This window comes from Halobacillus sp. SY10 (genome assembly GCF_045401165.1).
In the GTDB taxonomy this organism is placed as follows: Bacteria; Bacillota; Bacilli; order Bacillales; family Halobacillaceae; genus Halobacillus; species Halobacillus aidingensis.
Map to the genome: position 1 here is coordinate 3,354,480 of NZ_CP174345.1, position 19,928 is coordinate 3,374,407.

Sequence of the window (19,928 nt, forward strand, 5' to 3'; positions counted from 1 at the left end):
CAAGTTGGACAGCGAGGAAGTAGGGATTCTCTATTATTTGGAAAAGATTAACCTTTTCTATACAAAAAAAGACCCTCACCATAGTGAGAGTCTTCCCTATTATCCATCCATTTTAGAACGGAGATATGAGTTAATGAATTTATCGAGGTCACCATCCATCACGCCTTGCGTGTTTCCAACCTCTTCATTTGTACGATGGTCTTTGACCATGGAATAAGGGTGGAACACGTAAGAACGGATCTGGCTTCCCCAGCCGATTTCTTTTTGCTCACCGCGGATATCATCAAGCTGTTGCTGTTGACGTTCGATTTCCAGCTGATAAAGCTTCGCCTTCAACATTTTCATCGCTTGTTCGCGGTTCTTAATCTGAGAACGTTCGGACTGACACGTCACGACCGTATTTGTCGGCAAGTGCGTGATACGAACGGCAGAGTCTGTCGTGTTGACGTGCTGTCCACCGGCACCACTGGAACGGTACGTATCAATCTTCAAATCTTCTGTCCGAACATCAATTTCGATTTCATCGTTGAACTCTGGCATCACTTCACACGATACGAAGGAAGTGTGACGACGGCCTGATGAATCAAAAGGAGAAATTCTGACAAGACGGTGCACGCCTTTTTCTGCTTTCAAATAGCCATACGCATTGTGCCCTTTAATGAGCAGGGTCACGCTCTTCACACCTGCTTCATCCCCTGGGAGATAGTCCATCGTCGAAACTGAAAAACCTTTCTTCTCTGCCCAACGTGTGTACATGCGTAGAAGCATGCTCGCCCAGTCCTGGGACTCGGTACCACCAGCGCCAGGGTGAAGCTCAAGAATCGCATTGTTCTTGTCATAAGGCTCGCTCAAAAGAATGTTCAGTTCGAATTGGTCAAGGTCCTTTTTCAGCTGCTGCACTTCCTGTTCAAGATCTTCACGCAATTCTTCATCATCTTCTTCTTTGACAAGCTCATAAGAAACTTCCAGATTCTCATGCGTTTCTTCATGCTCTTCAAGCGTATGGACCAACCCTTTCAGTCCGTTCACTTCGTCAATGACTTTTTGCGCCGTGTTCTGGTCGTCCCAAAAGCCTGGCTCTGTCATTTGTTCTTCTAGTTCTGCAATACGGGTTTTTCTTTGATCGACGTCAAAGAGACCCCCTGAAGTCCGCTAATCGCTTAGCTGTATTATCCAATGCATGGCGGATTTCTGCCATATCCATATCAATCACTCCTATATGATTCTTCACACAAGGGAAGACACCCTCTAGAAAGAGAGTGCCTCAACCTCTTATTTTCCGTGACAATTTTTATATTTCTTCCCGCTTCCGCAAGGACATGGATCATTACGACGGACATTGTCCTTTTTCACGATCGGGGTTTTCTTCTTCGGCTCTTTGTTTTCACTGCCGCCGGAGACGGCCTGTGCTCCCTGAGCCACTTCCTGCCGCTGCAGGTTGTTGCGGATCTGTGCCTTCATGACATAGCGGGAGACCTCTTCATCAATATTGGCAACCATCTGTTCAAACATACGGAAACCTTCGAAATTATATTCACGAAGCGGATCGTTCTGACCATAGGCACGCAGGTGGATTCCCTGACGCAGCTGGTCCATCTGATCGATGTGATCCATCCACTTCTGGTCGACCGTACGTAAGAGGATGACTTTTTCAAACTCGCGCATCTGTTCAGGCGTGAGTTCTTCTTCTTTCTCGTCATAACGCTGTTTCACTTTTTCAAGGATAAGCTCTTCCATTTCCTGAGGATCTTTTCCTTTCAAGTCATCCACCGTTACATCGCCTTCATGCAGCAAGTTCGCACGAAGGTATTCGACGAGGCTTTCAAGCTCCCAGTTTTCCTCTTCTTCTTCACTTGTGTGAGTGCCGACTGTTTTAGAAACGGTACGCTCGATCATTTGTTCAATGATTTCACGTAAGTTTTCGGAAGTGAGCACATCATAACGCTGCTTGTAAATGACTTCACGCTGCTGACGCAGGACATCGTCATAAGAAAGAATCGTCTTACGCGCATCGAAATTGTTTCCTTCCACACGCTTTTGTGCAGATTCGACAGCACGAGAGATCATCTTACTTTCAATTGGCTGCGAATCGTCCATTCCAAGACGGTCCATCATGCTGCGAATATTATCTGAAGCGAAGCGGCGCATCAATTCGTCATCAGTCGCCAGGTAGAACTGGGACATACCCGGATCTCCTTGACGACCAGAACGACCACGAAGCTGGTTATCGATACGGCGGGATTCGTGACGTTCCGTACCAATGACCGCCAGCCCTCCAGCTTCTCTGACACCTTCTCCGAGCTTAATGTCCGTACCACGACCGGCCATGTTCGTCGCGATCGTTACCGCGCCCTTCTGACCGGCGTTCTCGATGATTTCCGCTTCACGGAAGTGGTTTTTCGCGTTCAGGACGTTATGCGGAACTCCTGCTTTCGTCAAGTAACGGGAAATGATTTCGGATGTTTCGACCGCTACGGTACCGACAAGCACCGGCTGTCCATTTTCATGACGTTCCTTAATATCCTCAACAACAGCTTTAAACTTCCCGTCCATCGTCTTGTAAACAAGGTCCGCTTTATCATCACGGATGATATCACGGTTCGTCGGAATAACGATAACACGCATGTTGTATATGTTCAGGAATTCCTCTTCCTCGGTCTTCGCTGTACCGGTCATACCGGAAAGCTTTTCATACATACGGAAGAGGTTCTGGAACGTGATGGAAGCAAGCGTCTGGCTCTCATTTTGAATTTCGAGCCCTTCTTTTGCTTCAATTGCCTGGTGCAATCCGTCACTATAGCGGCGCCCTTTCATAAGACGACCGGTGAACTGGTCAACGATGACCACTTCGCCGTCCTCCACAACATAGTCGGTATCCTTCTGCATCGACGTATGCGCCTTGAGCCCCTGGTTGATGTGGTGAATCAAGGATACGTTGGAAAGGTCGAACAAGTTCTCAATTTTGAAAAAGCGCTCGGCTTTGTTGATTCCTTCTTCTGTAAGCTGAACGTTCTTCGTTTTTTCATCATACGTGTAGTCTTCTTCATTCGCGAGTAAACGAACAAAAGAGTTCGCTCCTTGATAGAGGTCAGCGGATTTTGAAGCCGAACCACTGATGATCAATGGTGTACGCGCTTCGTCAATCAAGATCGAGTCGACCTCATCAATGATAGCGAAATGAAGCGGACGCTGAACCATCTGCTCCTTGTAAAGCACCATGTTGTCACGCAAGTAGTCGAAACCGAACTCGTTGTTTGTACCATACGTAATATCCGCTAGGTACGCTTCACGCTTTTCATCCTTCGACATGCCGTTTGAGTTCAACCCGACCGTCAGTCCAAGGAATTGGAAAAGTTCGCCCATCTCTGTCGCGTCACGGCTCGCCAAATAATCGTTAACCGTGATGATGTGCACGCCTTTACCTGTGATTGCGTTCAAGTACGCCGGCATCGTAGACGCCAGTGTTTTACCTTCACCGGTTTTCATCTCCGCGATGTTTCCCTCATGAAGGGAAATCGCGCCTAAGAGCTGTACGCGGAACGGGCGCATTTCAAGCACACGTTTAGAAGCTTCACGTACAACCGCAAAAGCTTCGACCAACATATCATCTAAATCTTCGCCATTTTGATAGCGTTCTTTGAATTCATCTGTCTTATTTTTTAATTCATCATCAGACATTTTTTCGATTTGCGATTCCATCGCTTCGATGTCATCCGCGATTTTTTCCAATCGCTTCAATTGACGTGTATTTCCATCGCCAAAGATCTTCTTTAAAGTACCAAGCATTGCAACCGCTCCTCTGTTGATTTCCGAACTTCGGTTGAATAGTTTAATCCTCTATTATCATAACACTAAGAGAAGCGGCCTGACAATCAATGACATAGGACCAGGGACACCGGTTGAGGATTTATGTAGAGGGAGTAAAAGAAAGGGGCCGTTCGCGGATGATTTGGTGTTCAACCCCGAGCTGTCGGCGGTCCAAATCCGTAATGCGTCGATTCGTCGCCCCAATGATTTCCACAAGCTGAGCGATCGTTTCTTCCTGCTGGTTTAAGCGTTTATAAATGTACTCACATTCCTTGCCATTCATGCCATCACCTCCTGATGTATCCTTTATACTACTTATCCTAAAAATGAGCGAACACACAAAACTCCATTTTACGTCCCTAATCATGATGAAAGATTGATTTTCCTCTAGCAAAAATTCGTTTTTCCTATTCCATTTCTTTAGCAAAAAACAAAAAAACGCCTCTGCCGAAGCAGAGGCGCTTACTCTATGAAGCTATCAAGTTTCGATCAAACCATAACGGCCGTCACGACGTTTATAAACAATGTTCGTTTCATCTGTATCCGCGTTTGTAAAGACGAAGAAGTTGTGACCAAGCATATCCATCTGCAGTGCCGCTTCTTCACTATCCATCGGCTTCAAATCAAAACGCTTTGTTTTCACGATATCAACATCAAACTCATCATCAAGTGTTTGCGTTTGCTGCTGAGCTTCACGTTCAAGCTCGGCAAAGACGTATTTCGGAGCACCCTCTTGGCGGAACTTACGATTCACCTTCGTTTTATGCTTGCGAATTTGTCGTTCCAATTTATCTACCACAAGGTCGATGGCAGCGTATAAATCTGTGTTGTGTTCCTCAGCACGAAGAAGTAGATTCTTCATCGGAATTGTGACCTCGATTGTCTGCTCATCATTATAGACACTTAAATTAACGTGTACCTCGGAAGACGGCGGAGTATCAAAGTAGCGTTCGAGCTTGCTCACCTTTTTCTCCACATATTCTTTAATAGAATCCGTCACTTCCAAGTTTTCACCACGAATGTTGTATTGTAGCATTAGAAGTGTCCTCCTTTCATCCTTATGTGATATATATTCTATCATACCCACGCCCATTCCTGCATAAACTTTCGAAATATTTTGTCTAATTTGTGTCGGTAATTGTTGGGATAAGTAGAAAATAAGTATCCCACTGGGAAATGAAGGACAGAAATTGATAGATTTCGGCATAACAAAAGCGCCTACAAAGGGGTAGACGCTTTCCATTCAATGAGAGATATAAGGTTTTACAAAGCCCTGCATTCTTGTACGCCACGCCTCATAGGCAGGCACAATTTTTTCTACAAGCAAACTTCGTTTTTCTTCGTTTGTTTCAAGTGTGAACCAGCCCTGAAGCAGCTGGACGACCTTATGGAAGTCTATGATAAGCGGTTGAATTTCTTCACGCTCCTCAAATAGGACGGCCATCTGGTCATGGCTTCTGCTCACTTGTTCTAAGCCAAGCAGGACGTCCTGAAATACTTGCTGGGTTTGAGGAGGAGCCTCTGCGGTAATGTTATTCTCTAAGTACTCCAAACCTTCACTGATTGTATCCAACAGTTGGTCGTACTGCTCTAGCATATGGTGTTGTTCTGCTGTAAGTTCTAACAAAAAATCACCTATTCTACTTTTTATGGTCTACATACGTCCCGTCGTACCCGGAAATGCTCTGATATGGATTGATGTAGCGTTGCTTACTAGCCTTCTGCTTCTTCATGTTGCGCATATCACGTTTCAATCCTTCAAAAAGAAACTCGAGCTTCTGATTCACCTTCAAATCACGTTGGATGGCTTCCTGAACCATCTCTTTTTCCTCATGAGTAGGCTTTCGCAAATCCTTAAGCATTGCTTCCCTCTTATCTAGAAGAACATCGACCTGCTCAACGATGGAGGCGCGGTTCTTTTCATGAATAGGACAATGAACGAGCTCATCCAGTTCCTTCGTGATTGACAAAAAATCAGTCCAACCACTCATCAAGCATTGCCACCTTGTCCATACTGTGATTTGCGTGCTTCCAGAATGACTTGCTTCCACGTATCCCTGAATTCCTCAACAAGTCCCTGAACCTCATCCAAGATCTCCACATCATTTGCAATATTCGCATCCATCAACCGGCGGTTCATGTAATCGTACAACGGCATGATCTCTTTGGTGATGGCATACTGCTGATCCATGGTCACCATCAATTCTTGAATGATCTTCTGTGCCTTTTGTATGTTGGTATTCCTTTGCTCAATCTCTTTATTTTCCATAGACTTCCGTGCCGCTTTAATGAACTTGATGCACCCATTATAAAGCATCAGCGTCAATTCGCCAGGGGAAGCCGTTTCTACTGAATTATTTTGATAGGCTTGAATAGACATCTAGCCGCACACTCCCTTTTCCATTAACCAAAGTTCTGCATAATATAAGCAGATTGCTGGTTCATTCTCTGAATCGCTTTTTCCATCGCACCGAACTCACGCCAATACCTGTCTTCAATCTGAACCAAACGGTCCTGAAAGTCATCCATTTCTTTATTCAAATCCTCAATTCGACGGCCAAGTAAAAAGCTGTTATCTACCGTGGTAGATTTTCCAGCCTTCTTTTCAATCGACTGGACGGTGTTATCAATGGTCTGTTCTAATCTGCGAGCTATACCAGGGTTCTCATCCGTTCCTGAAAATAACTTGTGAACAGACTCCGGATCCTGACTTAAGGCTGTCCTCAAATCATCTTCGTCAATGAATAGTTTGCCTCCATCTCTATAGTTGGAGGAAGTTGTAATTCCAATCTCAGACATCATCTTGAAGGCTCCATCATTCTCAATCGGCGTGTACCAGTTCGTACGCATCTGATTCAATCCGCCTTCAATGACAGAATCATTCTTGAGCATTCCACTTTTAGCTTTTTCTTCCCACAGTTCAATCTCACGCTCTTCCATGTCCTCTTTCTGCTTTTCTGTAAGAGGAGGAAAGTCACGGTATCTCTTCTCATCTGTCTTTTCATTTAGATCTTCGATGACCTTGTTGTATTTATCAACGAATTCTACAATTTTATCGACAGCGTCATCGACGTTGTTGGAGACATTCACTTTGATATTTCCGTCTGTGACATCATTGAACTGAAAGTTGACCCCGTTCAATGTGTATTGATTCGAATGAGATGTAATTTTCAAACCATTGTTATAGGTGAATTTGGCATCTTCTCCACCTTTTTCATTCAACTTCCATGTTCCAGTCGAATTATCGCCGTTTTTAATATCTAAAGTCGCCACTAAAAACTCCGCATTTCCATCAAAGCCGATTTCTGCTCCTAGGAACTCATTTTCATTCTGGTTAAAGTTCCCTGTCACTGTCCGTTCAATCATCACTTGATCTGCGCTTTTATCATAAAAAGCTCGTACACCTAAATCAGAATCGCTGATTTCTGAAAGGATGTCGTTCAGCGATTTATCTCCCGTTACATCAAAAGACTGGGTATTCTTTGAACCATCTTCGTTGTATGTAGTAATAGAGAACGTTTCCCCAAGCGTTAGCCCGTGTTTAAAGTTCCCTGTCTGAGTGCTCAGGTTGGCGTTAGGGTCCAATGTTTTTCCATCTGTAGTAATCGGGTTTCTGCTGTAGTTATAGGCCGTTGTCGCCACCTGTTCCACGCTTAGCGTATAATCACCATTCCCCGAGGTAGCTGTTGCTGTTGCTGAAACAGCAGAATCAGAGGAAGTCACATTTTTCGAATTGAACGTCCGCTCCAATTTCATATCAAATGCCAGTGTATCCAGCTCACTCAACTGCTTATTCACATCACGATACGCATCTCTCTGCCACGTCAACCATTCACGGTCCTGCTCCATTTTATTTAATGGTTGGCGTTCTGCACGCATCAGATCATTGACAAGCTTATCAATATCCATGCCGGAAGCTAAGCCTCCAATTCGCATATCACTCATCTTTTCACCTACTTATATTTTATATTTTATCATCCACCATAATTCCAATAGACTCTATGATTGAAGCATACATATCGAGTATTTTTCTTGGCGGGATTTCTTTTGTAACCTGTTCTGTTTGGTTGTCTACGATCGTTACATAATATTCTTCAAGCTTTTCATGAAATTGGAAGCGTAGGGATGTCTTCAGCTTTCTCAAAATTTCATTCATATTATCTGTTGCTTTCATTAACTTATCTTTTTGATCTGATTTTGAAAGCTCATATTTTGATACTTCATTTTTATTTGTTTTCTCCTGAACTGATGAACGGACACCCAGTTGTTCTTGATTTCTCTGCAGGAGTTGTGAGTGGGATGAAAAACTTCTCACATTCACCTTCAACAACTCCCTTGTTTTATGTAGTTTCTTTTTATATCGGATGGAAGATATTTTTGTTGAGGAGATTAAACTATTTAGGGTGAGGGTTTTTTAAGTACTTTATTTAGAATGTTGTAAAAAAAGACCTCAATACTGAGGTCCTTTTTGCTTTATTATTAACGTAGAAGTTGAAGAACTCCTTGTGGCTGTTGATTTGCTTTTGCAAGCATTGCTTGAGATGCTTGAGAAAGAATACTTTGTTTCGTTTGATTCATCATTTCTTTCGCCATATCTACATCACGGATACGGGATTCCGCTGCAGTTAGGTTTTCAGATGATGTACCTAAGTTATTGATTGAATGATCTAAACGATTTTGAAATGCCCCTAGATTAGAACGTTGAGCAGAAACTTGTTCAATTGCATTATTAATAGTGGTTACAGCAGTACTTGCTGATGCAGAATCTGTAAGGTCTAGAGCATCTCCGTTTGAATCACGTACACCTAGTGCTTCAGCACGCATGTCGTCGATCCCCACTAACATGTTTTGCCCACTGTTAGCTCCTATTTGGAATGATAATGATTTCGATGCATCAGTTTGAGCATCTTCCTGAGCTTTAAAGCTTAGAGTTACACTTTCACCAACTGCCATATCAGTTAGACCACTTATAGCTGACGCATCAGTAATCCCTGTAAGTGCACTTGCAGTCTCATCAGTTGCGTCTAAGCTTATACCAGTACTTGCTGGATCATTCACTTCAAAATTTGTTGATCCAGTTTCATCATTTATTCTAGTAATGGTAATAGTTCCAGTAACATCTAAATCATCAGAATCAGTAACAGTTAAGCTGATATCTGCTTTACTATTATTTTGAATTGTATATTCACCTGTGGAAGCTGCTTTAAGTCCTTCTTTATCACCATTTAGAAGTTTTTGAGTGTTAAATTCAGTAGTATTACCAATTCTATCAATCTCGTTTGTTAATTCCTCAACCTCTTTCTGAATTTCCTTTCTATCTGCTTCTGTATTAGTATCATTTGATGATTGTACAGCTAATTCACGCATACGTTGAAGAATACTTTGAGTTTCATTTAACGCACCTTCAGCTGTTTGGAGTAGGCTTACACCATCCTGAGCATTTGTCTGCGCTTGCTCAAGACCACGAATCTGTCCACGCATTTTCTCAGAGATAGCTAAACCTGCTGCATCATCAGATGCATTGTTGATACGAAGCCCTGAAGAAAGTTTTTCCATCGAATTCTGGTTTGCTTGGTTGGCTTGACCTAGTTGACGGTGCGTATTAAGCGCCGCGATGTTATGATTTATTCTCATTTTTAAAATTCCTCCTTGAAATAAGTGACCCCACATCCTTGTGGCATCCTCTAGTTACAAAACAAAAAGTCGGCCGACTTATGTAATGTTTTACATTACTTATATCGACCGACTTCCCAATCTTTTTAATATTTTTTTGCATTTTTTAATAGATTCAGCAAATCCCCAGACACATTCGCCGCTTCCGCATTCTCTTTCTCAATCGCCACATACACTTCCTGACGATGAATACCCACACTTTTAGGTGCTTCAATACCCAGTTTCACCTGTCCACCTTCGACACCGACAACGGTAATGGTGATGTCATCCCCTACTCTGACAGTTTCTCCTTCTTTGCGATTAAGGACGAGCATGAGATTCACCACCTTTCTCAGAAGGAATCAACGGATGCTTCGTTTTGTAGTCTGGATTGTTCAAGATTAACTGTATTGCTGTTCCCTTAGTCGTGTTCATAACAATGGGAGCCTGCAAATTCAGCGTAGACATCTCAAAAGGATCTCGCAATGTCACGACATTATAAACGGCAACATCTTCAGGACGACCTATACCCAAATCTTCTTCATCAATGTCAAACTCATAATCTTTATAAAAATAATAAGGATTTGTAACGATGAGCGACAGACCTGCTTCTTCAACAGACTGTAACGCAAAGTATGTACCTAACTCATCAACAGGTAAAAGAACGAAAGATTGATAACTTTCAAACCCTGGCAGTCCAGCAGGGAATTCAACACAATCCTTCTTCTCAATTTCAATCGCACCAAAGTATTTCGTTTCGATCTTCATGTTTACACCTTCCAATCAATCTTCAAGTCTGGCATCTGTTCCAGACTCACATCAATTTCACCAGGACGGTAGTGATGTTCAGGATTCCGTTTCTTATTTTCAATAATCGGTTCACGCCGTTGGATATCAATTTGTGCTTTTCCTGGTTGATAGTTCACCTGAACGAGCTCATATGTCGGACGTCCTCCAGGTTGAAAGGTGAAATCATACCCTGTATTCCGCTTCGCTTGCGCAGCAATGGGATTTCCACCATTTTCAATGCGCATGAGCTCATCTCCTTCACGAGAGACACGAGCAAGACCTTCCATCCACAAATTCTTCGCAATGCCGACAAGCTCTTCGGTTCGCACCATTACACTTTTCATGTCTAGGTTGTGCCAAGCATTTGTCTGATCAATCGTCAGCTTCCCAGGCTTTTGTTCAATCTTCATATCCGCTTTCGGTTGCTGAATCGACTGTTGTGCTTTATGCTGCTTGATCGTTTGTTCCGGCTTATTAATTGTCACCCCAATCCGTCCTGGAGTGGACTGCATTTGAAGCTTAGGAATATTCATCCGTGTCCCCCCTCATGAAGGTTTCTTGCAATGAAAAGCTTATTCAAAAAACGAGACTGTCTCAAAGCGAGACAGCCTTATCTTAGAAAATCCATCAACGTCGGCTGGATGATCCGGGCTCCGACGCCCATCGCCGCTCTATGGACACTTTCCTGAGTTTTCAAATTCGTGATCACTTTCTCAATATCTGCATCTTCGTTATCGGACATCATTTTCGTTGCACTTACTTTTTGTGACTCCAAACGATCCTCAATCAGCTCGACACGGTTCATTCGTGCCCCCAAATCGGCACGTTCGTTGACGATATTTCCAATATGACCGTCGAATGATTCAATGAAATCGCCAAGTTCTCCCTCAGTTGTATCACCTTCGAGGGCAGATGCAAAATTCTCGAGGTCTTCAAAAAGTTGCTGATTGAACACATTCCCAGGTGTAACATTCGTCTGAAGCTTAACACCGGACGAAACCTCGATATTAACTGGGTCATTCCCAGGTGGTTCTGAACCTTCTAAATCATCCATATCAAAAGGAGCTTCCGTCGTATTCGATCCATTGAAAATGTATTTATCATTCACTTTCGTATTAGCGATCGATCCGATATGTTCCTTCAGCTGACGAATTTCCTTGGCAATATTTTCACGCTGACCTTCATCATATATATCATTGCTCGCCTGCACGGTCAGTTCACGAACCCGCTGCATCGCCTGTGTCGCTTTATCAAGGGCTGCATCACTATTGTCCATCCAGTTATGGACTTCGCCGATATTACGCTGGAATTGCTCCACTTCGGTTACTTGCTGGCGGTAATTAATGCCTTTCATAGCTACCACAGGATCTTGGGATGGTCGGGAAATTTTCTTCCCTGTCGACAATTGCTCCTGATACTTCCCCATATTTCTATAACTATCACTCAAGTTTCGAAGCATATTATTCGAAAGCATACTTTGAGTTACCCGCATCAGTCATTCACCTACCTTCCTACTCGCCCCATTTGGTTGATGACGCGATCAAGCATTTCATCGACGACAGTAATGTTTCTCGCCGCTGCATTATACGCATGTTGGAACTTGATCATGTTCGACATTTCTTCATCCAATGACACAGAACTGACGGACTGCCTTTGTTCATCTACAGAGCTTTTAAGTGTGCCCGCGTTTCTTGACATCCGCTCGGCTTCCTGTGTCTCGACAGCCATCGTACCAATCATCGATTCATAAAAGCTGTCCATAGAAGTCTCTTCACCAAACACTGCATTCGGTTCACTTTGGACATCCGCTAAATTCGAAGCATTTTCTCCGTCCCCGGCTTTATTTGATACAGCTGCGGCAATATTGTCCCCATCCGCTTTAATTTCATCAGTCAAACCAATGGTACCCGCTACACCTTCAATGACTCCTTCTGTTTCCATATCAATATTGAAAAAGTGAGGAACCTCATCCCCGTTTTCTATACTATTTAAAGATTCCCCTTGTGTATGGACTTTGTTAAACTCACGGGCAAATCCTGTCGCCATCCTATCCAGATCCGAGAGCATTTGCGAATAGTTTCCTTTTTTCTCATCGCCTTGCATATATCCCCCGGAATCAAGCAAACCTTTCAATTTACCTTTAGAAGAAAAGTCTTCTATCGTATAGGAAGCACTGTCCCCAACTTGGATACTGCTTGCGTGAACTTCCCCCTCATCATAATTGATTTTCAGGGTGTTCACTTCATTCGCTGCTCCATCGACAAGTGTGGCCGGTGGATCCAGTGGCTGCCCATTGTTACCTACAATCGAAATGCTCGCTTTCCCCATAGCCAATGGATCAGCAGAGGATGGTGTATCTTCGTATTTCACTTCGATATTCATATGTTGTGATAGTTGATCTACCAACCGATCACGTTCATCATACAAATCATTCGGAACCATGCCGTGTGGTTCCACTTCAGCAATTTGCTGATTAATGTTATTGATTTGGTTCGCCAATGAATTGATTTCTTTTTCCGTGACACCAACCTCTGTTTTAACGTCTTTCTGCATCGATTGGATCGTGTTGGAAAGGTAGTTGAACGTTTCTGCTACGGCTTGTCCACGTTGACGTACAACAGAGCGCGCACCAGAGTCCTCTGGATTGACGGACAAGTCCTGCAACGATTGCCAAAAGCGATCCATCGTCTTCGCAAGACCATCTTCAGAAGGTTCATTCATCACATTTTCCAACCTTCCTAACGCATCAGAGCGAGTATCATAATAGCCGGACTTGCTACTTTCACCACGATACTGATGATCAAGGAAGCCGACTCTTACACGTTCAATCGATCCTGCTTCCACACCGCTCCCGACTTGACCAGGAATCTCCGGACGGTTTCTTGAAGCCGGCGGATAAGGTCCCGTCTGTTCAAAATTGACGCGCTGCCTCGTGTATCCTTCTGTATTCGCATTGGCAATATTATGTCCTGTCGTATATAATGCGGATTGTTGAGTGAAAAGCCCGCGCTTCGCTACTTCCAACCCGTGAAACGTTGATCCCATGATGGTTACTCCTCTGCTTTATGCTTTTGAATCGAAAATGGAACGTTTAGCCGCTCCACTGTTGTTTCCCTCTTGCCCTCCATAATTCACAGATTGAATGGACGGTTGGAGAAGGTCCAGCGACATGTTAATGAACTGCAGCGATTGCTGAGTCAGTTCTGTGTTTAACTTTTCCTGTTGTTTCAAGTCAGCTAACACTAGGATGAGAGCTTCATATGCGTTCTGAAGCTTCTCTTTTTCTTCTCCATTAAGAATTTCAATAAGTTCGGATACGGTCCGCTCACGTGGAGGGATGCCCTTTTCCGTTGCCCACTGATTCACAGACCGTTCTCTTTGTTTTTCGATTTTTTCAATCGCCTGAACATGCTTCTTTTCCTGAATCAACAGCTGTTGAATACCGGTTACATCGTTCGTTTTCAATGCCTCTGTTTTTCTTAGCGACAAAGACAAAAGACTTTCATGCAACTGTTGAAGCTGGTTCATATGAGTAATGACCGAATTGATCGTCATGATGATTCTCCTCTATAATTACTTCGACCAAAAATCAAGCATCTTTTTTGCGGTCGCCTTAGCATCCAACTGATAATTTCCCTGCTGTACATCTGACTTCACTTGGTTGACCAGCTTTTTCCGTACAGAATCGCTCTTCCCAGATTCCTGCATCTGCTTGGCAGTCTCAGATATCTCGATTTTATCGCTCGCTTGCTTCTTCGGTCCGGTTTCTGCCTGTTTGTTCATCTGTTTTTGATATGGATTTAAATTCGTTTGATTCGGGCCGTTGATTTTCAATTGTGTCACCTCATTTCCTACCGACTGTTTATTATTTATAATATCGACAAGGTTCATGAAGATATAAATCATGCTTAAGATTCATTTCACCATGAATAATAAGTCCTGTTTGCCTTTTCCCGTTCCTTCTCTTCTTTTCTTTTCTCCAATGAATCATTACGCTCTTGTACATCGAGACCCTTTTGAATCGAATCTTTACAGGCAACGCATAAACGGTCTTCTCTAATGGACGCTCCGCACTTCTCACAGGAATAGCTTACATTCGGAAAGTGCGCAGGGTGAAGCCTTTTTTCTTTGACAAACTTACGAATCTGTTGTTCAGAAACCCCTGTCCCTGCTTCAATTTCTTCAACGGTCGCTGTCCGGTTTTGTTTTTTCCTTAAAAAGGCATAAACCGTCTGAAAATCTTTTTCTTCCTGCTTCCTACACTCTGGACAAACCGTGCTTGATCCTTTCAAAAATAGTCCATTACAAAGTGAGCAATTCGCTAATTCCCCCATCTTCCTCGTCCTCCATGTTCTCTATTTATCTATTATATCGGCAGAAAAGGAGAGATTCAAAAGTCCTATAGCCCATTCAGCGAAAAATTGTAAAAGAAGAAATGGAAGGGCAACCTTGCTTTTTCAGCAACGAAGCCATATGGCGGACGGTTCTTCCTGTTGTGTAAATGTCATCTACAATGACTACAGGGTCTGTAACTGGATGCAGGAGACGGAATGGGTTTTCAGATTGCATTCGGTCTCTCCGTCCTCTTTTCGACTGTTTCTCACTATGCGACCGTTCAAATATAGAGATGTGCTCTTCCTCCAACGCCTTGATAATAGCTTCTGACTGATTAAATCCACGCTCATAGAGACGCTTACAACTAAGAGGAACACTCAGAAACTGCTTCCCTTTAAAACCTGAAGCTAACCACATGTTTCGTAGGTGTTCCGTATAAGCTTCCAACAACGCATAGTCCCCTCTATATTTCCAGCGTGCCACAAGGTCCTTATTAAACTCATTGTATGGAAAAACAGCTACATTTCGTTCTAAGAGATCAGGGTTTGTTTCCTCCCATTTTTCACAATCTCGACAAACCCCTTCATGCTCTGGACGGTGACAACCCGGACAAAAAGGAGCTGTTATTTTATCCATTTGCTCCTCACACTCCTGACATGTCTTTTTCTGAACAGGAGGCTTCCAAAACGTTCCCCACGTGACATCAGGAATGGTTTCAACATGGCAGACCAGACACCTCATAGCTTCCGTCCCAGTTTATTCATGAAACGGATCGACTCCACAGCATCCAGCATTTCATCGGTTTTTCCTATATGATAAAAGATTACATCTCCCGTAGGATCGTCTGGACTTCTTCCAGCTCTTCCTGCGATCTGAACGAGCGCAGCTTCATCGAATACCACGTGCCCTGCGTCAATGACATAAACATCGACAGAAGGGAACGTCACTCCTCGTTCCAAAATCGTCGTTGTGATGAGTACACGGTATTCTTTTTTCCGGAACGCCTGGATCTTATCTGCCCGCTGACTGTCTTCGGCATGAACCGATTGGACCTCAAAGTCCCGTTTTTTCAAGTATACCGCTATCTGTTCGGCCATTTTTATCGAAGGAAGAAAAAGAAGCAGTTGCCTCGGTGTCTGTTGTTGGTAAATGATTTGTTGAAGAACCTTTGGTGGAAGTTCACCTTTTTGCAAATAACGGTGAAGGGTAGGAGTAAGTTTGAGTTGTGGCACAGGGAGAGGATGGCCGTGGAATCTTTGAGGAATGAAAACGACGGGAAGGTCTTTAGCACGAATCCTTCGCTTCTGCTTCTTTCTTGGTGTGGCCGTCAAATAGATGATGGAAGCTTGCGGTTTGGCCGCTCGTTCACTTGCATAATGGAGGGATACGTCATTGTGAAACGGGAAAGCATCCACTTCATCAATGATCATGACATCAAAGGCATGCGCAAAACGTAGGAGCTGATGCGTTGTAGCTATAATAAACGGAGCATCACCAACTTTATCTGGACTATCTCCATAGAGAGCCTGAATGTTCACCCCAGGAAATGACTTCTTTAAGCGAGGGAGCAGTTCTCTTACAACATCCGTTCTAGGCGTGGCCAGACAAATACGCTTCCCCTTTTTCAGCGCTTCCGTTAGGGCAGGAAAAAGAATCTCTGTCTTCCCAGCTCCACATACCGCCCACACTAACTTTTCACCCTTACCTTCTTGGACGAGGGCTACAAGTTCATCCGCTGCTTTTTGTTGATGCACCGTTAATTCCCCGTCCCATTGGCAGGGATTTTCATGAATAGGCCATTCATACGAAGAACTTCCATAGTATAACGGTTCACATTCAATCACTCTGCCCATTTGAATGCAGGAGCGGCAATACAAACAGGATTGACCACATGACGCATGGGGCATTTTCGCAAAAAAGTAGGACTTCGTGTTTCCGCAACGCCTGCAGCAATGACCCCATGGGTAGGACTCAATGCTGGTTACTTTTGTCAAAATAGGTTGCGCTAATAGCTGATCTACTTTTTCATCTTCATAAGGGATTTCATGACGGAGAAGGAGTTTTCCGGTAAGATAAGAGTAGCTGTGAGTAGGATTTTCAAGAGGAATCCAGGAGAAATCTTTTCGAAGGTATTTCTTAACCGTTTTGAACATACAACCACCATCCTATAGAAAAGTAGAGCCTGTTTGAGTCTCACAAACAGGCTCTTTTCTATTAGGATTGACGGTACCATCCAAGGCCCATGGCCCCTTCACCAAGGTGCGTGCCGATAACGGGGCCGAAGTAACTGAGGACGACATCGACATTGTCATGTTTTTCTTCCAATTCTTTTTTCAATTCCGCCGCTTCTTCCGGTCGGTTGGCGTGAATCAGACATGCTTTATAAGTCCCGCCTTCTTCCACCTTCTCTTCAAAAAGAGACACAATCTTCTTTATCGCTTTTTTCCTTGTCCGGATTTTTTCGTACGGAACGATTTTTGTATCCACAAAATGAAGAACAGGCTTCACTTGTAGAAGGCTGCCCACAAAGGCTTGAGCTCCATTCAAACGACCACCTCTTTGTAGGTGACTAAGATCATCGACCATGAAGTACGCGCTCATCGATTTCTTCATTTCATTCAAACGGCTGATGATTTGATCGGGCGTTGCACCGTTGTTCGCTAACTCAGCAGCTTCAAGTGCGTAAAAACCCTGCATGTGACAGCTGATTTCTGAATCAAATACGTGAACATCGATCTCTTCGACCATTTCGCCTGCGGTAACCATCGCCTGATACGTACCACTGATCCCGCTGGATAAGTGAATAGATATGACCGAATCATAGTCTTGAGAGAGCTCCTCCAGCTTCTGAGTCATGATGCCGATCGAAGGCTGAGAAGTTTTTGGAAGTTCTCCTCCCTCTTTCACCATATCGTAAAAGTCATCTGTGTTGATATCTACTTCTTCCTGATAGGATTCATGACCAAAAATCACGTTCAACGGAACCATATGTATGTTGTTGGCTTTGCGTACATCTCTCGGAAGGTAAGCTGTGCTGTCTGTGATTACCGCTGTTTTCATCCGATCCAACTCCTTGTTATCTTTATCGTTTTTCTATGAATATATGTAATATAATTTCCGATATTCTCCCTCTCTATTTTACATGAACCCACCCCACAATGCACCAACTAATACGAAAACAGTCGTCCGTATGTCTATATTTGGTGTACCAGGTCATCCAGATTCTGGATGACCTGGTGCACCAAATAATCCCATTGAAACTCCATCTCCGCACACAAAAAAGGGCTGTTTTTTCAGGTATACATTTCTGCACCTTAAAAAAAACAGCCCTAACTCTTTTTAAATGATTTTATTTAGATGACTTCGACCCAGCCGTTTTTGATTGCTGTGACTACAGCCTGAGTACGGTCGTTAACATTCATTTTCTGTAGGATGTTACTGACGTGGTTCTTTACGGTCTTTTCACTGATATAAAGCGCTTCTGCTACGCCACGGTTGCTGTTTCCGTCCGCCAACAGTTGCAGCACTTCACATTCACGACGTGTAAGCAAGTGCAATGGCTTACGATATTCAATCGTACGATACGCACTGCCACCTTTGCTATCTGCCAGACGACGATATTCAGCCACTAAGTTGTGTGTGACTTTAGGATGCAGGTAAGAACCACCAGCACCTACAACTTTAATCGCATCGATCAAGGCATCTGAATCCATCTCTTTTAGAAGATACCCCTGTGCCCCTGTCTTCAGTGCATGGGTCACATAGTTCTCATCATCGTGGATCGATAGAATGATCACTTTCATATCTGGATAGCGTTTTGTGATTTCAGCTGTTGCCTCTACCCCATTCATGCTCGGCATGTTGATATCCATCAAGACTACATCCGGCATATGGTTTTCAATAAGGTTAACCGCTGTATCCCCATCATCACCTTCGGCTACAACTTCGAAGCTTGATTCAAAGTCCAAAATTCTCTTTACGCCTTCACGAAATAATTTATGATCATCAATTAGGACTATTCTGGTCGTCATGGTCATTTCCTCCTGTTTCTCCTACATAGAATGGGTTTTTGTTCCCCTAACCTATTCTCTATCTCTCTATTATTGTTTTCTCTATTTTTTAGAAATGTGAATCTACCCTAATCCTATTCCCTATTATAAACGATTCACGTCCATTTACATAGTTTTTCATTGAAATATCAATTTATTGGTAAATGAATCGTGACAATCGTCCCTTCTCCTACACTTGAGTCGATATTGAGTTCGCCTTCTAACATATCGACGCGCTCCCTCATTCCGACGAGACCAAAGGATTTTTCTTTTTTTTGAGTCGTGTCGAAGCCTTTTCCGTCATCTTTGACGACGATCATTACTGCGTTCGACTTCAGCTCTACTTTCACTTTAATTTCCTTTGGCTCCGCATGTTTGACCGCATTTTGCACGGCTTCCTGTACCAGGCGGAAAAGTGCAACTTCATATTTTGTGTCTAGTCGACGCTCTTTTCCAAACGAAGCAAAAGAAATGTGAATGCTTTTATTGTAATCTTCGATGGTCGCCAAGTATTTCTTCAGCGTAGGAATAAGCCCAAGGTCATCGAGAGCCATCGGACGCAGATCGTAAATGATCCGTCTTACTTCATATAATGCAGAACGTACAAGCGCTCGTACGCTTTTTACTTCCTGCATGGCTTCTTCTACCCCTCGTTCACGATAGGTACGGTCAACAAGATCAGACCGCAGCATGACGTTTGCGAGCATTTGCGCTGGACCATCATGGATCTCTCTTGATAGTCGCCTCCGCTCTTCTTCTTGTGCTTCAATAATCTGCAGACCGAACTCCTGCTTTTCTTTGGCATCTTCAAGCGCATCGCTGACGTGCTTGAAGTCTTCTGTCAAATAGTTAAGAACAACAGAAATCTTGCCACCAAGAGCTTCTGCACGACCGATCGTCTCTTCCAGGTTGCGAAGTCTGATTTCTAAATCATCTCTTCGCTCGCGCAGTTGCTTTTCTTTTTCACGCTTCATGGATAAATCCATTTGAAGGCCATGTGTTTGTTCATACACTTTTCGAATTTCTTCTTCTGAATACTTTTGGAAGTGTTTGCTGACTTCTGACAAGCGCATACGGGATGAACGGACCTTCTGGTCAAGCTTGTCCCCTTCATCAATGAGGGAGATGACCTGCTTTTTCGTTTCATTTAATTCCTTGTTCAGCTTTTCAAACTCATTGCGGGATTCTTCACCAATTTGAAAGATTTCATCTTTACTATTGGTGACCGTATCAACCATTTCATCGATGATATGATCAAGGGCGATATCCCCAGTTTTTTGTACACTCATCATAAGT

The 19,928-nt window shown here is 43.5% G+C and carries 23 protein-coding genes; all 23 read right to left on the minus strand.

Annotated features, from left to right (window positions below):
- Positions 1-99: 99 nt before the first annotated feature.
- The 23 genes from prfB to ACJA3J_RS17300 all read right to left on the minus strand — a co-directional run bounded on the left by prfB (position 100) and on the right by ACJA3J_RS17300 (position 19,921).
- Positions 100-1,204, minus strand: a protein-coding gene (prfB, locus tag ACJA3J_RS17190; RefSeq protein WP_226592038.1) for a peptide chain release factor 2 whose coding sequence is annotated in 2 segments (ribosomal slippage) — positions 100-1,131 and positions 1,133-1,204 — 1,104 coding nt in all. Because the reading frame shifts where the segments join, the coding sequence is not laid out codon by codon here.
- A 68-nt stretch (positions 1,205-1,272) separates the two neighbouring features.
- On the minus strand, positions 1,273-3,786 hold the full coding sequence (gene secA, locus ACJA3J_RS17195) for a preprotein translocase subunit SecA (protein WP_406944695.1): 2,514 nt from the start codon (positions 3,784-3,786) through the stop codon (positions 1,273-1,275).
- A gap of 121 nt (positions 3,787-3,907) precedes the next feature.
- Complete coding sequence (locus ACJA3J_RS17200; protein ID WP_089651315.1) at positions 3,908-4,090, minus strand: hypothetical protein; 183 nt, start codon at positions 4,088-4,090, stop codon at positions 3,908-3,910.
- A gap of 195 nt (positions 4,091-4,285) precedes the next feature.
- Positions 4,286-4,843, minus strand: a complete 558-nt coding sequence (hpf, locus tag ACJA3J_RS17205) for a ribosome hibernation-promoting factor, HPF/YfiA family (RefSeq protein ID WP_089651314.1) — start codon at positions 4,841-4,843, stop codon at positions 4,286-4,288.
- Between the two features lie 207 nt (positions 4,844-5,050).
- A complete protein-coding gene (locus ACJA3J_RS17210; RefSeq protein ID WP_406944696.1) occupies positions 5,051-5,434 on the minus strand; it encodes a hypothetical protein in 384 nt (127 codons plus the stop codon).
- 13 nt (positions 5,435-5,447) lie between these two features.
- Positions 5,448-5,798, minus strand: coding sequence for a flagellar protein FliT (locus tag ACJA3J_RS17215; protein ID WP_406944697.1), 351 nt, complete (start codon positions 5,796-5,798; stop codon positions 5,448-5,450).
- Positions 5,798-6,187: a flagellar export chaperone FliS gene (gene fliS / locus ACJA3J_RS17220; protein ID WP_406944698.1), complete on the minus strand. Its 390-nt coding sequence runs from the start codon at positions 6,185-6,187 to the stop codon at positions 5,798-5,800. The genes ACJA3J_RS17215 and fliS overlap by 1 nt, the downstream gene beginning before the upstream one ends.
- Positions 6,188-6,210: 23 nt before the next feature.
- Entirely contained in the window at positions 6,211-7,752 is a 1,542-nt protein-coding gene (locus ACJA3J_RS17225) for a flagellar hook-associated protein 2 (RefSeq protein WP_406944699.1), read from the minus strand.
- A gap of 19 nt (positions 7,753-7,771) precedes the next feature.
- On the minus strand, positions 7,772-8,128 hold the full coding sequence (gene flaG / locus ACJA3J_RS17230; RefSeq protein WP_406944700.1) for a flagellar protein FlaG: 357 nt from the start codon (positions 8,126-8,128) through the stop codon (positions 7,772-7,774).
- Positions 8,129-8,286: 158 nt separating this feature from the next.
- Complete coding sequence (flgL, locus tag ACJA3J_RS17235; protein ID WP_406944701.1) at positions 8,287-9,441, minus strand: flagellar hook-associated protein FlgL; 1,155 nt, start codon at positions 9,439-9,441, stop codon at positions 8,287-8,289.
- Between the two features lie 125 nt (positions 9,442-9,566).
- A complete protein-coding gene (csrA, locus tag ACJA3J_RS17240; RefSeq protein WP_406944702.1) occupies positions 9,567-9,794 on the minus strand; it encodes a carbon storage regulator CsrA in 228 nt (75 codons plus the stop codon).
- Positions 9,781-10,227: a flagellar assembly protein FliW gene (gene fliW, locus ACJA3J_RS17245; RefSeq protein ID WP_406944703.1), complete on the minus strand. Its 447-nt coding sequence runs from the start codon at positions 10,225-10,227 to the stop codon at positions 9,781-9,783. Before fliW ends, csrA begins: the two co-directional genes overlap by 14 nt.
- A 2-nt stretch (positions 10,228-10,229) precedes the next feature.
- A complete protein-coding gene (locus ACJA3J_RS17250; RefSeq protein WP_406944704.1) occupies positions 10,230-10,781 on the minus strand; it encodes a DUF6470 family protein in 552 nt (183 codons plus the stop codon).
- A 77-nt stretch (positions 10,782-10,858) separates the two neighbouring features.
- Complete coding sequence (gene flgL, locus ACJA3J_RS17255; RefSeq protein WP_406944705.1) at positions 10,859-11,740, minus strand: flagellar hook-associated protein FlgL; 882 nt, start codon at positions 11,738-11,740, stop codon at positions 10,859-10,861.
- Between the two features lie 11 nt (positions 11,741-11,751).
- Entirely contained in the window at positions 11,752-13,293 is a 1,542-nt protein-coding gene (gene flgK, locus ACJA3J_RS17260; RefSeq protein WP_406944706.1) for a flagellar hook-associated protein FlgK, read from the minus strand.
- 18 nt (positions 13,294-13,311) lie between these two features.
- On the minus strand, positions 13,312-13,803 hold the full coding sequence (locus ACJA3J_RS17265; protein ID WP_406944707.1) for a flagellar protein FlgN: 492 nt from the start codon (positions 13,801-13,803) through the stop codon (positions 13,312-13,314).
- Positions 13,804-13,821: 18 nt separating this feature from the next.
- Positions 13,822-14,154, minus strand: a complete 333-nt coding sequence (flgM, locus tag ACJA3J_RS17270; protein ID WP_406944708.1) for a flagellar biosynthesis anti-sigma factor FlgM — start codon at positions 14,152-14,154, stop codon at positions 13,822-13,824.
- 14 nt (positions 14,155-14,168) lie between these two features.
- Positions 14,169-14,582, minus strand: coding sequence for a TIGR03826 family flagellar region protein (locus ACJA3J_RS17275; RefSeq protein WP_406944709.1), 414 nt, complete (start codon positions 14,580-14,582; stop codon positions 14,169-14,171).
- A 76-nt stretch (positions 14,583-14,658) separates the two neighbouring features.
- Positions 14,659-15,219, minus strand: coding sequence for a ComF family protein (locus ACJA3J_RS17280; RefSeq protein ID WP_406944710.1), 561 nt, complete (start codon positions 15,217-15,219; stop codon positions 14,659-14,661).
- A gap of 101 nt (positions 15,220-15,320) precedes the next feature.
- Positions 15,321-16,736: a DEAD/DEAH box helicase gene (locus ACJA3J_RS17285; protein ID WP_406944711.1), complete on the minus strand. Its 1,416-nt coding sequence runs from the start codon at positions 16,734-16,736 to the stop codon at positions 15,321-15,323.
- Between the two features lie 61 nt (positions 16,737-16,797).
- Positions 16,798-17,643 carry a DegV family protein gene (locus tag ACJA3J_RS17290; protein ID WP_406944712.1) on the minus strand — a complete coding sequence of 282 codons (846 nt, stop codon included), beginning with the start codon at positions 17,641-17,643 and terminating at the stop codon, positions 16,798-16,800.
- Positions 17,644-17,936: 293 nt separating this feature from the next.
- Positions 17,937-18,614: a response regulator gene (locus ACJA3J_RS17295; protein ID WP_406944713.1), complete on the minus strand. Its 678-nt coding sequence runs from the start codon at positions 18,612-18,614 to the stop codon at positions 17,937-17,939.
- A gap of 167 nt (positions 18,615-18,781) precedes the next feature.
- Complete coding sequence (locus tag ACJA3J_RS17300; RefSeq protein WP_406944714.1) at positions 18,782-19,921, minus strand: sensor histidine kinase; 1,140 nt, start codon at positions 19,919-19,921, stop codon at positions 18,782-18,784.
- Positions 19,922-19,928: the final 7 nt, after the last annotated feature.

Bases quoted from the DNA above. Each gene is read 5' to 3' on its own strand.
- ACJA3J_RS17200 (WP_089651315.1), bottom strand. From the start codon at position 4,090: ATGAATGGCAAGGAATGTGAGTACATTTATAAACGCTTAAACCAGCAG.
- secA (WP_406944695.1), bottom strand. From the start codon at position 3,786: ATGCTTGGTACTTTAAAGAAGATCTTTGGCGATGGAAATACACGTCAA.
- ACJA3J_RS17275 (WP_406944709.1), bottom strand. From the start codon at position 14,582: ATGGGGGAATTAGCGAATTGCTCACTTTGTAATGGACTATTTTTGAAA.
- fliS (WP_406944698.1), bottom strand. From the start codon at position 6,187: ATGTCTATTCAAGCCTATCAAAATAATTCAGTAGAAACGGCTTCCCCT.
- hpf (WP_089651314.1), bottom strand. From the start codon at position 4,843: ATGCTACAATACAACATTCGTGGTGAAAACTTGGAAGTGACGGATTCT.
- flgL (WP_406944705.1), bottom strand. From the start codon at position 11,740: ATGCGGGTAACTCAAAGTATGCTTTCGAATAATATGCTTCGAAACTTG.
- ACJA3J_RS17295 (WP_406944713.1), bottom strand. From the start codon at position 18,614: ATGACGACCAGAATAGTCCTAATTGATGATCATAAATTATTTCGTGAA.
- ACJA3J_RS17250 (WP_406944704.1), bottom strand. From the start codon at position 10,781: ATGAATATTCCTAAGCTTCAAATGCAGTCCACTCCAGGACGGATTGGG.
- csrA (WP_406944702.1), bottom strand. From the start codon at position 9,794: ATGCTCGTCCTTAATCGCAAAGAAGGAGAAACTGTCAGAGTAGGGGAT.
- ACJA3J_RS17280 (WP_406944710.1), bottom strand. From the start codon at position 15,219: ATGGATAAAATAACAGCTCCTTTTTGTCCGGGTTGTCACCGTCCAGAG.
- ACJA3J_RS17225 (WP_406944699.1), bottom strand. From the start codon at position 7,752: ATGAGTGATATGCGAATTGGAGGCTTAGCTTCCGGCATGGATATTGAT.
- ACJA3J_RS17215 (WP_406944697.1), bottom strand. From the start codon at position 5,798: ATGAGTGGTTGGACTGATTTTTTGTCAATCACGAAGGAACTGGATGAG.
- flgM (WP_406944708.1), bottom strand. From the start codon at position 14,154: ATGATTTATATCTTCATGAACCTTGTCGATATTATAAATAATAAACAG.
- ACJA3J_RS17285 (WP_406944711.1), bottom strand. From the start codon at position 16,736: ATGTTCAAAACGGTTAAGAAATACCTTCGAAAAGATTTCTCCTGGATT.
- flgL (WP_406944701.1), bottom strand. From the start codon at position 9,441: ATGAGAATAAATCATAACATCGCGGCGCTTAATACGCACCGTCAACTA.
- fliW (WP_406944703.1), bottom strand. From the start codon at position 10,227: ATGAAGATCGAAACGAAATACTTTGGTGCGATTGAAATTGAGAAGAAG.
- ACJA3J_RS17300 (WP_406944714.1), bottom strand. From the start codon at position 19,921: ATGAGTGTACAAAAAACTGGGGATATCGCCCTTGATCATATCATCGAT.
- ACJA3J_RS17290 (WP_406944712.1), bottom strand. From the start codon at position 17,643: ATGAAAACAGCGGTAATCACAGACAGCACAGCTTACCTTCCGAGAGAT.
- flgK (WP_406944706.1), bottom strand. From the start codon at position 13,293: ATGGGATCAACGTTTCACGGGTTGGAAGTAGCGAAGCGCGGGCTTTTC.
- ACJA3J_RS17265 (WP_406944707.1), bottom strand. From the start codon at position 13,803: ATGACGATCAATTCGGTCATTACTCATATGAACCAGCTTCAACAGTTG.